General features: G+C 55.4%; 14 protein-coding genes. 10 read left to right on the top strand and 4 right to left on the bottom strand.

The genetic code is table 11. The features are described from left to right. Window positions 1–4 precede the first annotated feature (4 nt). From Pla52o_RS13555 to Pla52o_RS13545, 3 genes are all read left to right on the top strand, one after another. Complete coding sequence (locus tag Pla52o_RS13555) at window positions 5–970, top strand: efflux RND transporter periplasmic adaptor subunit (protein ID WP_231612315.1); 966 nt, start codon at window positions 5–7, stop codon at window positions 968–970. After that, window positions 967–3168: a site-2 protease family protein gene (locus Pla52o_RS13550; RefSeq protein WP_197169219.1), complete on the top strand. Its 2202-nt coding sequence runs from the start codon at window positions 967–969 to the stop codon at window positions 3166–3168. Before Pla52o_RS13555 ends, Pla52o_RS13550 begins: the two co-directional genes overlap by 4 nt. 172 nt (window positions 3169–3340) lie before the next feature. Then, window positions 3341–4537 (top strand): winged helix-turn-helix domain-containing protein, encoded by a 1197-nt coding sequence (locus Pla52o_RS13545; RefSeq protein WP_146595123.1) that lies wholly within the window; start codon window positions 3341–3343, stop codon window positions 4535–4537. Between the two features lie 217 nt (window positions 4538–4754). Here Pla52o_RS13545 and Pla52o_RS13540 read toward each other — a convergent pair whose 3' ends face one another. Beyond that, entirely contained in the window at window positions 4755–5132 is a 378-nt protein-coding gene (locus Pla52o_RS13540) for a response regulator (RefSeq protein ID WP_146595122.1), read from the bottom strand. Then, a complete protein-coding gene (locus tag Pla52o_RS13535; RefSeq protein ID WP_231612314.1) occupies window positions 5129–6745 on the bottom strand; it encodes an ATP-binding protein in 1617 nt (538 codons plus the stop codon). Before Pla52o_RS13535 ends, Pla52o_RS13540 begins: the two co-directional genes overlap by 4 nt. A 123-nt stretch (window positions 6746–6868) precedes the next feature. Between Pla52o_RS13535 and Pla52o_RS13530 the strand changes: the two genes are divergently transcribed. From Pla52o_RS13530 to Pla52o_RS13500, 7 genes are all read left to right on the top strand, one after another. Beyond that, entirely contained in the window at window positions 6869–8206 is a 1338-nt protein-coding gene (locus Pla52o_RS13530; RefSeq protein WP_146595121.1) for a sigma-54-dependent transcriptional regulator, read from the top strand. A gap of 354 nt (window positions 8207–8560) precedes the next feature. After that, window positions 8561–9319: an SDR family NAD(P)-dependent oxidoreductase gene (locus Pla52o_RS13525; RefSeq protein WP_146595120.1), complete on the top strand. Its 759-nt coding sequence runs from the start codon at window positions 8561–8563 to the stop codon at window positions 9317–9319. Window positions 9320–9375: 56 nt separating this feature from the next. Continuing rightward, a complete protein-coding gene (locus Pla52o_RS13520; RefSeq protein ID WP_146595119.1) occupies window positions 9376–10380 on the top strand; it encodes a zinc-binding alcohol dehydrogenase family protein in 1005 nt (334 codons plus the stop codon). A gap of 139 nt (window positions 10381–10519) precedes the next feature. Beyond that, entirely contained in the window at window positions 10520–11359 is an 840-nt protein-coding gene (locus Pla52o_RS13515; protein WP_146595118.1) for an SDR family oxidoreductase, read from the top strand. A gap of 254 nt (window positions 11360–11613) precedes the next feature. Further along, window positions 11614–12606, top strand: a complete 993-nt coding sequence (locus Pla52o_RS13510) for an oxidoreductase (protein WP_146595117.1) — start codon at window positions 11614–11616, stop codon at window positions 12604–12606. A 143-nt stretch (window positions 12607–12749) separates the two neighbouring features. Next, complete coding sequence (locus Pla52o_RS13505; RefSeq protein WP_146595116.1) at window positions 12750–13709, top strand: FAD-dependent oxidoreductase; 960 nt, start codon at window positions 12750–12752, stop codon at window positions 13707–13709. Between the two features lie 153 nt (window positions 13710–13862). Continuing rightward, window positions 13863–15125, top strand: coding sequence for a M16 family metallopeptidase (locus Pla52o_RS13500; RefSeq protein WP_231612313.1), 1263 nt, complete (start codon window positions 13863–13865; stop codon window positions 15123–15125). A 109-nt stretch (window positions 15126–15234) separates the two neighbouring features. Here the strand turns inward: Pla52o_RS13500 and Pla52o_RS26905 are convergent, their stop codons facing one another. Together Pla52o_RS26905 and Pla52o_RS13495 are read right to left on the bottom strand one after the other, a co-directional pair. Further along, window positions 15235–15399, bottom strand: coding sequence for a hypothetical protein (locus Pla52o_RS26905; protein ID WP_197169218.1), 165 nt, complete (start codon window positions 15397–15399; stop codon window positions 15235–15237). 910 nt (window positions 15400–16309) lie between these two features. Then, a complete protein-coding gene (locus Pla52o_RS13495) occupies window positions 16310–17062 on the bottom strand; it encodes a type 1 glutamine amidotransferase (protein ID WP_146595114.1) in 753 nt (250 codons plus the stop codon). Window positions 17063–17372 lie beyond the last annotated feature (310 nt).

Genomic DNA, 17372 nt, shown 5'->3' with positions numbered 1-17372 from the left:
TTCGATGCAATCTTTACCCATCCTTTCGAATATTTTCTTACGACGTCCGATCCTTCCGACGCTGGTGTTGGCTCTTCTCATTGCGATGACGGGAACGGCGTCGTGTGAAGTGATCGAGATTCCGCGAGCACTGGTCACCAGCATCAATGCCACGGAGGTGCCTGCAAGGGAGACGGGCGTGTTGGCCGAGATCACGGTCCGAGTGGGTCAAATGGTGAAGGTCGGCGAGCCCATGGCGCGGATTGATGATGAAGAAGCCAAGCAAAACGAAGCGTTGGCGGAAGTCGAAATGAAGATTGCCATCAAACAGGCCCAGACCGCGCCGCTGGTCGCCGCCGCAGAAGCAGCAGCCACCGTCGCCGCAAACAATCTGCAACGTGCCGAAGAAGCGCTGGCTCAATTCAACCGTAGCTTGTCGCTCTCGGAAGTCGATGACTATCGCTTGAAAAACACCGATGCCCAAACTCTTTTATGGCAGCGCAAGCACGAGAACGAAATCGCTCAATTGACACAACAATTCCAAACCCAAAAGTGGAACCAGGCTCGTAGTCGGACCAAGCGGCACCACATCACGGCTCCGATCTCCGGAATGGTCAATGAGGTTTACCACGATCCAGGCGAATGGGTGATCCCGGGTCAGTCGGTGGTTCGCATCCAGCCACTTGACCAGCTCCGCTGTGTTGGATTTGTTCCTGCCGACCAGGTGAGTTTACAGCGTCCCACTGCAAATGGGGCAACGCCGGCGGTTGATCGAGAGAATCCGCGCAAGCGGATGGCCGTGGGGGATGCAGCAACGTTGACGGTTCCGTCGGAGCGAAGTGATGCGGATGATGAATTTCCGGGACGTGTGACATTCATCGACCCTGAAATCGAACCGGAATCGGGCCAAGTCAAAATCTGGGTCGATGTCGATAACCAAGACTTGCGGTTACGTCCGGGTACTCGCGGAACGTTGACAGTTCGATGGTGAAAACCGCCATAGACCGACGACTCGGCGTTCGCATGCGTGGCGGTCTGACGAGCGTTGAATCGTGGACGCGAGCAGGGCGTGTTTGGATTTTGTCCGATCCGTTGGTGCGTCAGTATTTTTATCTGCTCGACGAGGAATACGAGTTGTTGCGACTGCTCGACGAGGATGCGAGTGTTGCCAACGTTAGACAACGGTTCGAAACCGGGCATGTGCGACGACGCTTGGACCCGGCACGATTGATTGCGTTGATCGCTCGTTGGCACCGCGAGGGGTTGGTCGAATCGCTTTCCCCCAACCAAGCAACCATGTTGGCCGATCTTGGCGCCGAGGAACGTCGTCGTCGCTGGCAACAACAATGGCTCAATCCGCTGGTGATTCGACTTCCTGGCTTTGATCCTGCCTGGATCTTGGGCCGGATCGCGCCTCACGTGGCTTGGTTCTTTTCGCCAATCATGGTGTTGTTTAGTGTGCTATTGATGTGCTCGGCGATCCTGCTGGTGACCACTCAATTCGCGACACTGCGAGCAAGTTTGCCGAGTCTAGACATGCTGGCGCAGCCGAACCAGTGGTTTGTCTTGCTGGGCGTTGCCGCTGGGATCAAAATCTTGCATGAGTTCGGTCACGCGCTAGTCTGTCGACGGTTCGGGATCCAAGTGAAAGAGATGGGCGTGTTGTTGATGCTCTTGATGCCGTGTCTCTACTGCGATGTTTCGGACGCGTGGCGTCTTCCCCAGCGTCGACATCGGATGTTCATTTCCGCAGCCGGGATCTATGTCGAATTGGTGCTCGCGGCCGCCGCAACTTGGTTGTGGTGGTGGAGTCAGCCAGGATTGTTTCATACCGTTTGCCTCAACGTGATGTTAATCGGATCGGTCAACACCGTGTTGCTCAACGGCAATCCGCTACTTCGGTACGACGGCTATTACTTGCTTTCCGATGGCCTCGGTATTTTCAATCTCTGGTCGCGGTCTCGTGCGGCAGTCCGTTCGGCAATCGAACGACTTTTGCTTGGGATTGTGTCGGATGGTGATCCGATGGACGACCGATTCACCCGCCTGTTCTTAATCGTTTATGGCATCGCATCGATTGCCTACCGCTACTTGGTACTGGGTTTCATGTTGCTGTTCCTACATGCCATGCTTAAACCTCTCGGGTTAGAGTGGCTAGCCATGGTTGGCGGTGTTTGGCTTGTCGCCACCAGCGTCATTTTTCCAGCACGACGTCAATTGCAACGCAGGTTTAGTCCATCCGGTCGGCGAGGTGTCGCAAGTCGCAATGTCATCCTTTCCGCTGTTGGACTCGGGTTGCTTTTGATCGTTTTCTTTTTCCTTCCGCTACCGAACTGGATGACCGTGCCGGCGATCGTTCAGCCAAGCCCCGCTGTCGATGTCTACGTTGCTACCGGAGGTCGCTTAGTCGAAGTGAACCGAAAATATGGCGATCCTGTACAACGTGGCGATCTTATCGCCCGACTTGAGAACCCTGAATTGAAGATCGAGCAAATGCAGGTTCGTGGAGAATGGGAACGAGCGGTCGCTTGGCTTGAACACCTCGAATCCCTCGGTGCTACCGACCCCGCGACTCGATCGATGATCCCCGCAGCAATTGCGAGGCGTGACGACCTTGGTAGACAAGTACAGCAACTTGCCGATCAACTCCACGCACTCCGTTTATTTGCAACCACAAGCGGTGTCGTTTTGCCGGTCACACGAGACATCAACGAAACCGTCGAAGAGGAGCTGCCCGAATGGGATGACCAACCTCTGGACCCACAAAATCAAAATGCGTTTTTGGCAACGGGAACACGGATTTGTACGATTGGCTCAGGAAAGCAATGGCAAATGATGGCGTTCGTTCCCCAAGAAGAAATCGTTGAACTTCAGCCAGGATTGGCCGTCCGTTTGCGTCTCGTCCATCTTCCCGGCGAAGTCTTCGACGGGGAAGTCGAGTCGATTGCAAGTGCCAATGCAAAATCGATCCCGAGGCAATTGCAAGATTCGGTGACGCTGTCGCCCGGTTCCTCCACAGCCCATGTCGGCACACGACCGCTCGGCAGCCTTTACGAGGTACGTGTCAAAATCGACGCGGAAACGGCGGACCTGTGGGTGGACGCTCGTGGTAAAGCTCGGATCTGGCTACCACGCCGAACCGCTTTTGAATTGACCCGGCGACTGCTGAACCAAACGTTCGCCCTCTAAGTTCGCGTGGGAAAGCGGCGCTGCAGCAAATTGCTGAGCCCGGCAAACGTTTGATTCCTGAACGCGAGTCTCCGTACCGCATAGGATAAACTCAATTGCCAAAATTTCCACAAAGTGTCCAACACCTTTTCGCCCCGACACTTTTTCGCCTGTTATTCATCGATGCTACTCTATGATCGAATTGTCGCCTGCTCAAGCCAAACGTCTTGTCATCAACCGCCAAGGTTTGCACAAAAGCAACGCGTTCGGCCGCGGGGATTCGGCACTGCATGATTGCATCGATCGACTCGGCTATATCCAGATCGATACGATCTCGGTCATCAATCGAGCCCACCATCACACGTTTTGGACACGCGTTGCAACGTTTCGCAACAATCACCTGGATGCATTGCAAAAGGACCGCAAGATCTTTGAGTACTGGGCCCATGCCGCCGCGTACTTGCCGATGCAAGACTACCGCTACTGTTTGCCCTACATGAATGCGATCGCTTCGGGGCAAAAGCATTGGCGAACGCCAGACAAAAAAGTGATGGCGTCGGTAATGCAGCGGATTCGTTCGGACGGTCCGCTAAAAGCCCGTGATTTCGCTGCGTCAGGAAGCAAAACGCTGCATTTCTGGGGAGCGAAGAAGCCGGAAAAAATTGCGTTGGAGCAGCTGTTCATCGAAGGGAAATTGATGGTCAGCCATCGCGACGGATTTGAAAAAGTATTTGATTTGCCCGAGCGCATTTTGCCATCGAGATTGGATACCAGCACACCGACCAGTGAAGAGTTTTACAGGTATTTGATTATCCGCACGATCCAATCTCAAGGATTCGCCACCGAATCGGAAATCGGATACCTGCGTAAAGGCATCAAGTTAGCACTGAGGAAACAGATCCAGCAAATGCTTGCCGACAACGAGATTGTCCAGGTTCGCGTGCACGGGAACCCCAATGTTTACTACTCGCAAACGGATATGATTGAGCAGGATCGCCCAGCTCGGGTTGCGAGGAACGTCCATTTGTTATCGCCATTCGACAACCTTGTGATCCAGCGAAAGCGAATGGCTCAGTTGTTTGATTTCGATTATCAAATCGAATGCTACGTTCCCGAAAGCAAGCGGAAGCACGGTTACTTTTGTCTGCCGATCCTGTTCGGCGATGAATTGGTGGGTCGGCTTGACCCGAAAGCCGATCGCAGGAACCGCAACTTGGTTGTCCGTAATCTGGTGATCGAAAAAGAACTCAAACACGTGGACGCCTTCATCGACAAACTCGCGCGAAAACTCAACGAGTTGGCGATTTTCAATGGCTGTGACAGCACCGTGATCGAGCGCTGCAATGTCAAGCAGATTGGCTCCGCAGTGTCTCGCCGCCTGGCCTCGTAATACCGCGTAACATGCGCACGTGGTTGCCCATATACGCACAGCTCACATCTCCATTGGCCAGCATAGACTACGAGGTCGTACGGCTTTGAAGTCGCTCGAAGCTCGTCGTTTAGCGTGCCTCACCTCCCCAAAATCTCGCAGCAGGCTCGATTTCCGACCCTCCCCGCGTTGCGGGGCGGGTGAAGCAGATTCTTAACTTTAAAGCCGGACGCTCCTCCTACGTTGCGGGGCAAGCTCGTGCGATCGCGGCTTGCAAGTTCGGCACGCTGACGGGTTTGAGCAAGAAGTCGGCGATGCAGTCACAATCGTCGCAGTGCAAATCATCGCTACCGGGTCGCTCGTACGAAGAGACAACGATGACCGGAATCGTTTGCGTCTTGTTGATCTGGATCGCCGCTTCGATTCCCGACATCTCCGGCATTCGGACGTCGGTGATCACAAGGTCAGGTTCCGTCTGACGACATAGCTCGACCAATTCACGGCCGTCGCCCGCTTCGCCCACCACTTCGTAACCAAGTTTACCGAGAAGCCGACGCACGCCCTGACGTATATCCGCTTCATCGTCGGCGATCACGATTCTCAGGCGGCGTTTCATTCGATCTTTCGTGGCAACGTAATCAGGAACTCGGCACCGCCGTCGGTATCGTTTCCGACCTTAATGGTGCCGTGATGTGCTTTAATGAATCGATTAGCAATCGCCATGCCTAACCCGGTTCCTTTTGCCTTTGTCGTGTGAAACGCCTCAAAAACCCGTGATCTCAGTTCTTCGGCAATGCCTGGCCCGTTGTCTCGCACGGAGATCGAGATTGCAGGCTCTCCGTCGAGTTCGACGTTGCGGCAGGTCACTGAAATGCGGACCGGGTCGTCGCAAGCGGTCAAGGAGTTCTCGAAAAGGTTGCGGAACACCTGCTCGATTCGGAACGCGTCCAATTGGCAATTCAAATCGACGCCGTCGATCGCTTCATTGAGTTGTGCATCGCGACCGGTTCGCGACACGTGCAAGTTCGTCCAGGCTTGCCGCCATACGCGGGACACGTCTGTCATTGTAGTGTCCAAATGGATGGGACCGGCGAAACTGCGCAGCTCGTCATGCAGGTGCTGCAAATCTTGCTGTGCACGACTGATCCGATCCAGATCATCGCGAGCGTCGGTCCCCTCCTCAATTTCGTATCGCAGGATGTCCACGCTGACTTGAATTCTCTGTAACGCGTTGCGGCTTTCGTGAGCGATCGCCGAAACCATTTGCCCCATCGCAGCGAGCCGTTCCGACTGGACCACTTTGTCTTGACTCGCTGCCAGCTTGGCGTCGGCGATTTTGCGGTCGGTGATGTCGCGGATCAAACCGAGATAGCCGAGCGGATTGCCGTCTTCATCGCGGATCGTCGATGCCACTATCTCACCGGGAAATGTCGCTCCCGATTTCTTCCGCCACTGGATCTCCGTCAGATCGATCGCTTCGGACGATCCTGGGTTAAATCCTTCTTGGGCCAACCGATCGTAGTCGGCGGAGTCAGCGTACAACAGCGAGGTCGATCTTCCCAAAACTTCTTCCGCTTCGTATCCAAAAACCCGACTCGCACTGCGACTAAAGTGAGTGATCTTGCGGTCCAGCCCGCTGGAAACCAGCGCGTCGGGGACGCCGCTTACGATCGTCTTCAATACGGCCCGTTCCCGCTCGACTTCGCTCTGATAGCGAACTCGTTGAATCGCCAACGCAGCCAAATCCGCGCTGCTCGAGACAAACTCGAGATCACTTGCTTGCGGTGTACGAGGTTCGTTGTAGTACATCGCAAACGTACCGAGGACTTCACCGGTCGACGCGATGATGGGTTGTGACCAACATGCTTGTAGCGACGCTCGCAGGGCAAGCTCGCGGCCGGCTTCCCAAAGCGGATCAGTATTGATGTCTTCGACGATAACGCGTTCGCCTGTGAAGGCAGCCGTGCCACACGAACCGACTTTGGGTCCAGGCATCAAGCCGTCGACACCCGCACAGTAAAAATCGGGCAGCCGACGAGAGGCCCCGTGCTGCAAACGACCCGATGGTTGATCTAACAACAGAATCGAGCCGATCATTTCAGGTCGCGACTCTTCCGCGACTTCGACCAGTGTGTCCAGGACTTCATCGAGCGACGCCCCTTGAGCCAATCGTTTCAGCACACGCGTTTGCCCCTGCAAATCACTTTCCAGCAAATCTCGGCTCAGCATTTCAAGTTCTCGGTTCAGGGCAAGATTCGCTTGATCGAAGTTTCATCGAACATTTGTCTCAAATGTTCCCGGCCACGCATAGTCCTGCGGCCAATTACCGACAATTGTTCTACAATACGCCGCATGGATAACAAAGCTTTTGACATTCTGTTTGTGGACGATGATTCGGATTTTGCGTCGGGATGTGTGCGTTGGTTTGAGAAAAATGGCCATCGGGTCACCCACACCACCAGCGGCCAGGATGGCATCAGCCAGTGTGAAAAACGTGACTTTGACATCGCGGTGCTCGATTGGAATCTGCCGGGGCTGAGCGGCTTGGAGCTGGTCCAGCGGATGCGGGACTCGAATCCCGACACCGAAATCATCGTCTTAACCGGGGAAGGCTCGATCGAAAATGCGGTCGAGTCGATGCGGCGTGGCGTCTACGACTTTCTCTCCAAACCGTTTCCGATGCCCGAGCTGCAACGCAGATGTTGGGCTGCGATGGAACGTCGCCGCTTGCGAAAAGAGAACTCGCAATTGCGTGAAGTGATCGACCGAACCAAGCGGCCGGCCGCGAAGATGCTCGGCGAGTGCGAGCCGATGAAGAAAGTATTTCGTCTGATTGATCGAGTCGCCCCGACCGACAAACCGGTGTTGATCGAAGGCGAGAGTGGAACAGGAAAAGAATTGGTCGCCCAAGCGATCCATCAGGGCAGCTCACGCGGTGGGCGACCGATGGTGACGGTGAACTGCGCGGCGTTGCCCGAGCAACTCGTCGAAAGCGAATTGTTTGGACATGAGAAAGGATCCTTCACCGGCGCGACCGCGGCGAAGCCAGGATTGTTCGAGGTAGCCGACCGCAGCACGTTGTTTATTGACGAAGTTGGCGAGTTGCCGCTTGCGTTGCAACCCAAGTTGCTACGAGTGCTCGAAGACGGCTCGATGCGTCGTGTTGGCTCGGAAAAAGAACGTCGTGTCGATGTGCGGATCGTCGCGGCGACCAATCGGCACCTTCAAACGGAAGTGGCCGAAGGGCGATTTCGCGAGGATTTGTACTATCGCATCAACGTTCTGGCAATCGATCTGCCACCGCTCCGCGCACGAGGAGACGATGTCGAACGCTTGGTCGATCATTTTCTGGGGGATCAACATCAGCTTGATGATGATGCTCGCGCTGCATTACTGGACTTCGCTTGGCCAGGCAATGTGAGGCAACTCATCAACACGATCGAGCGTGCCAAGATCCTGTCGGACGATGTTATCATGATCGAGGATTTGCCGGACCAATTCGAGCCACCGTCGGCTGATTCGTCCCATGCCGATGCGGATTCCGAAGGTTCGCTGGTGACGTTGCAGCGAGACCATATCAAGGAAGTGCTTGAACAGGAAAACGGTAACAAATCCGCTGCGGCCCGCATCCTCGGCGTCGAGCGACGCAAGCTGTACCGGATGATGAAGCAGCACGGGATTGAGATGTAGAACGTTTCTCTCAAAGGTTCACGGAGGTATCGTCAATCTAGTGAACCGAGCCGTTGGGACAACGGTTCTACATAGCTGCCCGCTAATTGACACCCGGCTTTCGGCAACTGCGCTCATGTGGGCACTTCGCGGATCGACCTTCTCGGCGGTAATGCCATTCTTGGCTCCTCTGGCCGAATTCCTCACGTTTTATCTGCTTCAGCCGCCGATGGCACACCGCTTGCGACATGCTGATTGCGAGTCCAGACGATCAAACGGATCGTAGCAGAGGTAGCCAGCTTGAAAGTGACCCCATTGCAAGACTTTCGGACCGGCAATCCTGCATCCCCCATGGAAATCTAGAGAGGAAAAACGATGTCGCATGATAAAGTCGCTGTGGTCACCGGTGCAGGGTCTGGGATTGGTGCTGCGACCGCCAAGCGGTTTGCTCGAGATGGTTTCAAAGTGGTTCTCAATGGTCGTACCGAGAGCAAGCTTAGCGCGGTGGCGGAGGAAATCGGTGTGGAGAATAGCTTGGTCGTGACGGGCGATGTTTCTTCGGAAGCCGTGGTTGAGAACATGATTGCTCAAACCATCAAGACCTACGGACGACTCGATGTGGTCGTCAACAACGCAGGAGTCTTTGTCGGCGGTACGATCGACAAGCTCTCCGCGGCGGACTGGGACAAGCAAATGAACATCAATGCCAAAGGCCCCTTCCTAGTGACCAAGGCAGCGTTGCCGCACTTGGTGAAAACGAAAGGCTCGGTCGTCAACGTTTCCTCTGTGTCGGGACTCGGCGGCGACTGGGGAGCGTTCGCATATGACGCTAGCAAGGGCGCGGTGACGCTGATGACCAAGGCACTGGCTTTGGATTTTGCTCCGCAGGGCGTTCGCATCAATGCGGTCGCGCCAAGTCTAACCGATACCGAGATGGCCGAAGCGGTGATGGAGAACGACGAGGTTGTTTCGGCGTTCGCAAATCGAATCGCGATGGGGCGTGCAGGAAAGTCCGAGGAAGTCGCGGACGTGATTGCATTCCTGGCAAGCGAAGATGCTCGCTTTGTGACCGGTACGATCGTGCCGGTCGATGGAGGCTTGAGCGCCTCCAACGGTCAACCAAAACTGGGATAACCCCAAAAGCAACCGTCAATGTCGCACTACACAATACAAATAAAGGGAAACCAAAGATGAAAGCGATTGGATATAACCAGGCTGGGCCAATTACCGCAGCCGATTCACTGGTCGAATTTGAAGCCGAGACACCGAAATTGAGGCCGCACGATTTGTTGGTCGAGGTGCGAGGCATCTCGGTCAATCCAGTGGACGTGAAAGTCCGCGAGAATATGGCACCTGAAACTGGAACCAAAGTGATTGGTTACGATGCCGCGGGAGTGGTCAAGCAAATCGGCAGCGACGTCAACAAGTTCAAGATTGGCGACGAAGTTTTTTATGCTGGGGATATTACTCGTCCCGGCACCAACTCGGAACTTCATGCCGTCGATGAACGGATCGTCGGAAAGAAACCGAAATCGCTCGGTTTCGCGGAAGCAGCTGGCTTTCCGCTGACATCGATTACCGCTTGGGAATTGCTGTTCGAGTCGCTCGCAGTCAAAGAAGGCGAAGGAGCTGGTGAAAGCCTGTTGATTATCGGGGGTGCCGGGGGCGTCGGTTCGATCCTGATTCAGCTTGCCAAGAAACTCACGGGGCTGACCGTCGTGGCAACGGCTTCGCGTCCGGAAACGATCCAGTGGGTCCAGAAAATGGGCGCCGACCATGTGATCAATCACCGCGAGTCGCTTGTCGATCAGCTGCAGGAGCTGAAGCTTCAGCCACGCTACGTTGCCTCGCTGACCGGAACGGATGGGCATTTCCCGGCAATCATCGAGCTGATCAAGCCTCGCGGCCATGTTGCGTTTATTGACGATCCCCAAACACTCGACATCAAATCGGGCAAACCCAAAGCACTGACGTTTAGTTGGGAATTCATGTTTGCTCGCTCAATGTTCCAAACTGACGACATCGAGTATCAGCATGAGTTGCTAAACCGGGTATCGGAGATGATTGACGATGGCACGCTGATTTGCACCGTGACGAACAATCTTGGCAAGATCAGTGCCGACACGCTCAAGGAGGCTCATAAGCAGCAAGAAAGCGGTCGTGCGATCGGCAAAAATGTACTCACGGGTTTTTAGCTGTAACGCAGGAGACCAGCCTAGACTACGGTTCGACTTTGGGCTCGGCCTAAATCGTGCATCAAGCCATTCTCCTAACCCAAATCAAACGCGTCGCTGGCTACCTAGTCAGCTGACTGTATTACAAGGATTTGAAACCATGCCCCAGCCAAGAATTGCCGTGACCGGCGCGACAGGATTCCTCGGCGGTCGAATTGCTCGGATCTTGGACGATCGCAATATCCCCACGCGTTTGATTGTGCGGAATCTGGCAAAGGCTCCCCAATTGAAACATGCCGACGTTGCGGTTTCGACGTATGTCGATCATGCGGCACTCGTGGCCGCAACCACGGACATCGACACCGTCTTTTGGGTCTCCGGTTTTGAGGCCAGCGATCGATTGGACCAGCACCGAGCGGCGATTGATGCCTTCGTCGAAGCCGGCGTGCAGCGAGTTGTTTACACCTCGTTCATCAACTGTGCGCCCGACTCGATCTTCACGCTTGCCCATGATCACTATCACACCGAGCAAATCATGGAAAAAAAGGGGCTCCCCTTCGTCGCGTTGCGGAACAATTTTTACTCCGAGATGGTGCCTCGGCTTGTCACCGATGGGGTAATCCGCGGTCCAGCTGGAAACGGTCGCTTCGCGCCGGTGGCCCGCACGGACGTCGCCGATGTTGCGGTCGCGATGTTGACCGACCCCACGTCACCCACGGGGCGGTTCGACGTAACCGGTCCAGAGCTTTTGAGCATGGAGCAAGCCGCCGCATTGCTGACCGAGGTTAGCGGTAACCCGGTCGTCTATCAGAACGAGACGCTGGAGGAAGCCTATGCCTCGCGTGCCCATATTGACGCTCCGCAATTCGAGATCGAAGGTTGGGTCACCAGCTACAGCGGCATTGCCGCGGGCGAATTCGAAGTCGTCAGCGACACGGTCGAACGTTTCGCTGGGCATCTGCCGATGACACTGAGAGCTTTTCTTGAGGGCCACTCGTAGCACCGGCTGTCGACTAGGTTGTGCACCGAATGACATCCGTCTTCGACAACTGCCCAAATAGGGGCGATCCAGTTGCGTTTCAGTTCCCACTCGCGATCAACTCAGGGCTGATCGATCAATGGCCTGATCGATCAATGGCCTGATCGAACAATGGCACGTTGATTGCAACAATCGCTCAAGTACAGGATAACCGCCTGTTTTCAATAGTATCCCGAATGCGGGCTAACAGCTTGCACCACGAAAGAATCAACACAATGACATTCAAAGCCCTTGTTGTCGAACAGAACGGCGACGCCGACGTTTCGGCAACGATTCAAGAATTGAGCGAAGATCGCTTGCCCGCAGGCGACGTGACGGTGGCCATCCAGTACACCACCGTCAACTACAAAGACGGGTTGTGCATGCAGCCCAACAGCCCGTTGGTTCGCGACTATCCTCACGTCGCGGGGATCGATTTTGCGGGAACGGTCGAAACCTCCAATGACCCACGATACTTCGCCGGTGACAAAGTGGTGTTGACGGGTTGGCATGTTGGCGAGACGCACTGGGGAGGCTATTCACAGAAAGCTCGCGTCAACGGCGATTGGCTGGTGCCGCTACCGGACGGTCTGACGACCAAGCAAGCGATGGCGGTTGGAACGGCTGGCTTGGCCGCGGGTCTGGCGGTGATTGCATTGGAAGATCACGGTCTTAACCCGAATCAAGGCGAAGTGCTAGTCACGGGTGCCGCCGGAGGAGTGGGATCGATCGCAACCGCGATGCTTAGCAAGCTCGGCTACGAAGTGGCCGCCGTCACGGGCCGCCCCGAAACCGAGGAATACTTGAAATCACTCGGTGCCACACGCGTTGTCGCCCGTAACGAGATCGACACGGCCATCAAGAAACCACTTGAACGTCCCGTATGGGCGGGTTGCGTCGATGCGGTCGGCGGCGAAATGTTGGCTCGCGTGCTCGGTCAGTTAAAATATGGCGGCTCGGTTGCCGCGGTGGGACTCGCCGGCGGCGCGGCGTTTCCCGCATCAGTGATTCCGTTCTTGCTTCGCGGAGTCAACTTGCTCGGAATCGACACCGTGCTGCATCCGTTTGAAAAACGCATCAAAGCATGGCAACGCATCGCTACCGACTTGCCACTTGAAAAACTCGATGCCATGATCCGACCGGCGACTTTGGCCGAGGTCCCAACCCTCGCGTCTGAAATTCTTGCAGGCCAGATCAAAGGCCGCATCGTCGTCGATGTGAACGCCTAAATCTAACCCCCGACTCCCTGAATCTCCCCCCCGGCTCCCTAAATCTACCCCCCGGCTCAGCGCCAAGGCCTTGGCCACTTCAGCGAATCAGTTAGTCTGGATACTCTTTTCATTTTGTATCCAAGTCCGAAACGGAAAAACGAATGAATCGCAAAGTCGCGGTGGTGGGTCAAGGGCTGATGGGGCTAACGTCCGCCTTGAAGCTACTCGAGGCGGGATGCCATGTGACGCTATTCTCCCGAGAACCGTTCGAGCTGACCACTTCGATGTCAGCCGGGGCGTATTGGTGGCCGCACCGGACCTATCCCATGGACAGGGTCGCTGCCTGGGCCAAGACCACCTACGACGAATATGCAAAAGAACGCTCTGATCCTAAGTCGGGCGTTCACTTTGAACAGCATCTTCGCTTCTGTCTCGATCCCGACGACAGCTCGTATGTGTTGCAAATCGTTGATCAGTGGGAACGGGTCGATGGAGCCAGCTACGGGATTGCCTGCGAGGATGCTTTCCTGGTGACCGTGCCCGTGATCGATGTCCCCGTGTTCATGGCGAATCTAAAGCGACGGGTCGAAGATCGGAACGCCGTGTTCGTGACCCAACACGTTGCTTCGGCCCAACAACTGTTGCCGGAATTTGATCTCGTTGTCAATTGCACGGGCGTGGGATCCAGAGACTTTGCCGGAGACGAGGAAGTGTTTCCTATTCGTGGCCAGGTGGTGCGCGTCGCTCGTCCAGCCGGCCTTCACCGCTCGACCCGGATCTATCAAAAGAACGATCAGTTTACGCTCGTGCTTCCTCGCACCGATGACGTCATTCTCGGCGGGACCGCCCAGGAGGGTGATTGGGATCGCCGCGAAAGACCGGATGATTCAGCGACGATTCTTCAGCGGTGTACGGCGATCGTCCCCGAGATCGGAAACGCGAAGGTTCTGGGGACCGCCGTCGGGCTTCGTCCAGGACGCCACGCCGTCAGACTGGAATTGGAGATGACGTCCCCTGGGCACCCTGTGCTGCATAACTACGGTCACGGCGGCGGCGGATACACCGTGGCGTGGGGGTGTGCCAACGAGGTCGCGACCTTGGCTCGCAGTGTCTTGTCGTGAGCCTCGGCCGATCCATTATGGTCGTTGTTCGCTAAGCGAACTTACGTTTTTAGCCTTGTCAGAGACGTTCCTTAACGCTTCTGGATCGATAGGGTATGGTATCGATAGATCATCGAACCACTATCCTCTATCCCTGCGAGCGTGACCGAGCAAATGATCGATTTTGAGTTGATTGCCGGTCCCTTTGATGTTCCGATCTATTTTCAGCGGCTGCCGGTCAACACGGTGTCGTTGAATTGGTTGGTCTTTGTCGGCAGCGCGGATGACGATCAAGCCGGCGGACACGGTATCTATCACTGGTTCGAACATGTGCCCTCGCGAGGCACAAAGAAGTTTCCCGGTGGCTATCGCGATACCGAAGCACGGTTGGTGCGGCACGGTGGTGGCAGCGACGCCGAAACCGGATCGACACACACCTCGTTCAGCGCCGCCAGTCCCAAACGCGTGTGGGCTGAGTCGCTGGAGATTCTCGCCGATATGGTGGGCCAACCGCTACTGCGGGTCAGCGACATCGAAGCCGAACGCGATATCATCCTGCAAGAGATCAACGAGTGGCATTCAGATCCCTACCATCACTCGCTGTGCCGATTACCAGGAGTGCTTTGGCCCGACCATCCGCTGGGGCACGACCAACTGGGGACGGCGAAACAGCTGAAGGCGATCGACGCTCGGCAACTGCGACACGCCCATGCATCAGGCTACTCTCGCAACCGATCCGCTCTGTTTATCGCCGGCGATATCGAGCGCAATCAACTGATCGAAGTGGTGCAATCATGCTTGGAGCAGATGCCTGGCACGCCGCTGAGCCCAAGAAAGCATCCCGCTCATTACGGCCCGTTGCCCGCTTGGCAAGCCGATCACGTGACAACGATCGACTCGCCTCACGCCGATTCGATCGTCTACTTACTGTTCCCCATCCCGCCCACGACCGACGGCATCGAAGCTCACTTGCAATGGGATTTCTTGGAAGATGTCTTTTCCGCTGGCGAACTGGGTTCTCCGCTAAATCGGTTGGTCCGCGAGGACTCGCGACTCGCCTACTCGCCCGAATTCATCAGTACCACTTATCCCGATGGCGGGTACGCCGGTTTGGTCGCGCAAACCAGCGTCGAGCCGGAATTGGTTCTCGAAGCGTTCTGGAGATTGATCCAAAGTCCCGAGATCCGTTCGGCTGCGTGGTTGGACTATGTCCGCGACACAATTCGGGGAGGCATTGAAATGCATGACCCCAACGCTTGCGAATACACCGACGAAGGCAGTGCAACGTTGATTCATTATGGCCGCTGTCTGACCGACAGCGAGTACTCCAGCAAGATGCTCAGCTATAGTGATCGCGACGTGGCCGAATGGATGGAAAGGTTAGTGCCGTCCGCGTCGCACGCGATCGTATTTCGCGGCCACGGCGAACACGAGTAACGCAAGCATCAAGCCGTTTAGCGCACCGCGGCATAAAAATAAAGGCTGTCGAACCCGAGGTTTCGACAGCCGATCGTGATTCAAGCATCACCTGGGAAGCGAGGAAAGCTTACTTCTTGCCTTTACCTTTTTTCCCTTTGCCTTTCTTGCCTTTGCCCTTCTTGCCTTTGCCTTTTTTGCTGCCGCCTTTTTTGCCTTTCAGTGCCTTAGCTTTGTTACCTTTTTTGCCTTTCTTCCCCTTGTTCTTCTTACCTTTGCTTTTTTTCCCGGCCATTCCGCTTCTCCTAAAGAGTTCACCGCTGGCAGCTGCCTACGGACTTACGCGCATCGGTGAGACCGCCTCACCGACGAATTCGTGATCGCGGAGTCATCCACTCTGCGAATCAGCTTTCTTCGGTACTTGTCGACGAGCTTCCCGAACCAGCACTCGTCTAGCCCAATTGCTAAGCGAACGATCGTCTAGCTCGGATACCTTCTCCAGCAACGCCAACTCCTTTTCCGTCACCCGAAGGTTGATTCGCTCGCTCAGCTTGTTCTGATCTGATTTCCGCTTTTTTCGTTTAGCCATAATCGTCGTATCGGCATCTGCCACACATTCAACGTCTCACTTAAACATACGGTGTATGACAAAGTGTGACATTGTCAGTTTCGATAAATCGATCGCTTTTCGCGAGATATCGCACGTTTGGGCACGATTACCGACCGCCAAAGAGGCCGATCGACGCGATCGCTTGAACAACAAGACTGGATCACGAGGCGGACAGACCGAGAGGACTGGGTGTCACTTGATTAGCCGATTGAGCGCTACAGCAATTTGACACATGACGTGGGATTCAAGCCGAAGCTGCGTTCGCCCGAAGGTGGTCCACCTGTTGGCGACGGTCGCTAGATCCAAAATAAAGGTGCGCTCGCCCGTGCTGCTCGATCTAAGATGCCGCTAAAAATCGGCACTGAACTTGTTGGTCATGGCGCGACGTATGTCGGCAGTGACCTGATCGATTTGTTGCCACCTCATCCGAGAGACTTCATGAATTCGGGTGTATTTTTGCCCACGCCGGACGCACCGCAAGCATCCGACGCCGGTTTTTGTTGTGTCTGTTGATGATCGACTCGGCCGAGCAGGAAATCTCGAGGGCATCACGTCGCTCCGTGAGAGCTTTCAGCTTCAGCGGCAATCAGACGGCTCAATTTCGATTCGTCGGAATCGTTTTCGGCGGATGTTCCGCACGCAAGTGCTGCATGAAGCGACCTAGCAATTGATCTGTCGCAGAAGTCTCTTTGAAATGTTCCACAAACGAGTCGATCGGCTCACCGCTGATCGATTCGACGTATTGCGGGTAAGCGTAGAGTCGCTCGATCAATGCCGCGCGGTTCAGTTCCGGGTGAAATTGCGTGCAGTAAATCGGTTTGCCCTCGATTCGGAACGCTTGATTTTCCGTTCGCTCACTCGTTGCCAAACAAATCGCTCCGGGCGGCAAACGGGTGACGCAATCCTGGTGCCCCATCGGTGCTAAAAAACGCTGGGGTAGTTGTCCGAAGATCGGATCTTCGCGACCGGCTTGGGTCAGACAAACTTCGACCGTGCCAAGCTCCGCCCGCTGCATGTCCGTGACCACTTCACCCCCCAGCGCCCGAGCCATCGCTTGGTGACCCCAGCACGAAGCGAATGTGGGTTTGTTGAGATCACACAGTTCACGCATCGCCTCAAGCGCTGGCAAAATCCAATCTCCCCCTTCGGCAACCGAATAGTCGCCGCTGCCACCCAACAAAACTAAGTCAACTTGGTCGAGTTGCTCAACCGTCGGCACGCCCGACAGCAAATCAAACACGCGAATCTGTTGTGCATCACAGTCGAGCGCGCGCGCAAAGCAATCGACTTCCTGACCCCGCATGGGATCATCGGCATTGCGAACCTGCAATAGAAGAAACGTATTCATCGCGATGATTCCAAAGGCCAAAGTGAATCAGTAGACCGTCATGGGTACGACAGCCATCTTACCATCGCGACTGCGAAGCCGTCATGAAAGCGTTGGTATGGACCACTGCGAAAATCACACCTTCCCCCAAACGCTCGGTCGTTCTGCCTTGAGGGCGGATTCCTCGGTTTCGATTGATCACCCGCACGAGACAATGCTGCACCTGTTAAACTGTTTGACCGACCACGGTCCGGCTAGGTCGTCGTCGAGGTCATCACAGCGATTGGATAATCCAATCGCACCGTACTCGAGATCGAAAAGGGGTTCCGTT

The organism is Novipirellula galeiformis (genome assembly GCF_007860095.1).
GTDB classification, from domain to species: Bacteria; Planctomycetota; Planctomycetia; order Pirellulales; family Pirellulaceae; genus Novipirellula; species Novipirellula galeiformis.
Note: the sequence above shows the minus strand (reverse complement) of the source record. Positions and strands in the feature narration are given on the sequence as shown.

Coding starts and splice junctions, on each gene's coding strand:
- Pla52o_RS13555 (WP_231612315.1), top strand. CDS start 5: ATGCAATCTTTACCCATCCTTTCGAATATTTTCTTACGACGTCCGATC.
- Pla52o_RS13545 (WP_146595123.1), top strand. CDS start 3,341: ATGATCGAATTGTCGCCTGCTCAAGCCAAACGTCTTGTCATCAACCGC.
- Pla52o_RS13540 (WP_146595122.1), bottom strand. CDS start 5,132: ATGAAACGCCGCCTGAGAATCGTGATCGCCGACGATGAAGCGGATATA.
- Pla52o_RS13535 (WP_231612314.1), bottom strand. CDS start 6,745: ATGCTGAGCCGAGATTTGCTGGAAAGTGATTTGCAGGGGCAAACGCGT.
- Pla52o_RS13530 (WP_146595121.1), top strand. CDS start 6,869: ATGGATAACAAAGCTTTTGACATTCTGTTTGTGGACGATGATTCGGAT.
- Pla52o_RS13525 (WP_146595120.1), top strand. CDS start 8,561: ATGTCGCATGATAAAGTCGCTGTGGTCACCGGTGCAGGGTCTGGGATT.
- Pla52o_RS13520 (WP_146595119.1), top strand. CDS start 9,376: ATGAAAGCGATTGGATATAACCAGGCTGGGCCAATTACCGCAGCCGAT.
- Pla52o_RS13515 (WP_146595118.1), top strand. CDS start 10,520: ATGCCCCAGCCAAGAATTGCCGTGACCGGCGCGACAGGATTCCTCGGC.
- Pla52o_RS13510 (WP_146595117.1), top strand. CDS start 11,614: ATGACATTCAAAGCCCTTGTTGTCGAACAGAACGGCGACGCCGACGTT.
- Pla52o_RS13505 (WP_146595116.1), top strand. CDS start 12,750: ATGAATCGCAAAGTCGCGGTGGTGGGTCAAGGGCTGATGGGGCTAACG.
- Pla52o_RS13500 (WP_231612313.1), top strand. CDS start 13,863: ATGATCGATTTTGAGTTGATTGCCGGTCCCTTTGATGTTCCGATCTAT.
- Pla52o_RS26905 (WP_197169218.1), bottom strand. CDS start 15,399: ATGGCCGGGAAAAAAAGCAAAGGTAAGAAGAACAAGGGGAAGAAAGGC.
- Pla52o_RS13495 (WP_146595114.1), bottom strand. CDS start 17,062: ATGAATACGTTTCTTCTATTGCAGGTTCGCAATGCCGATGATCCCATG.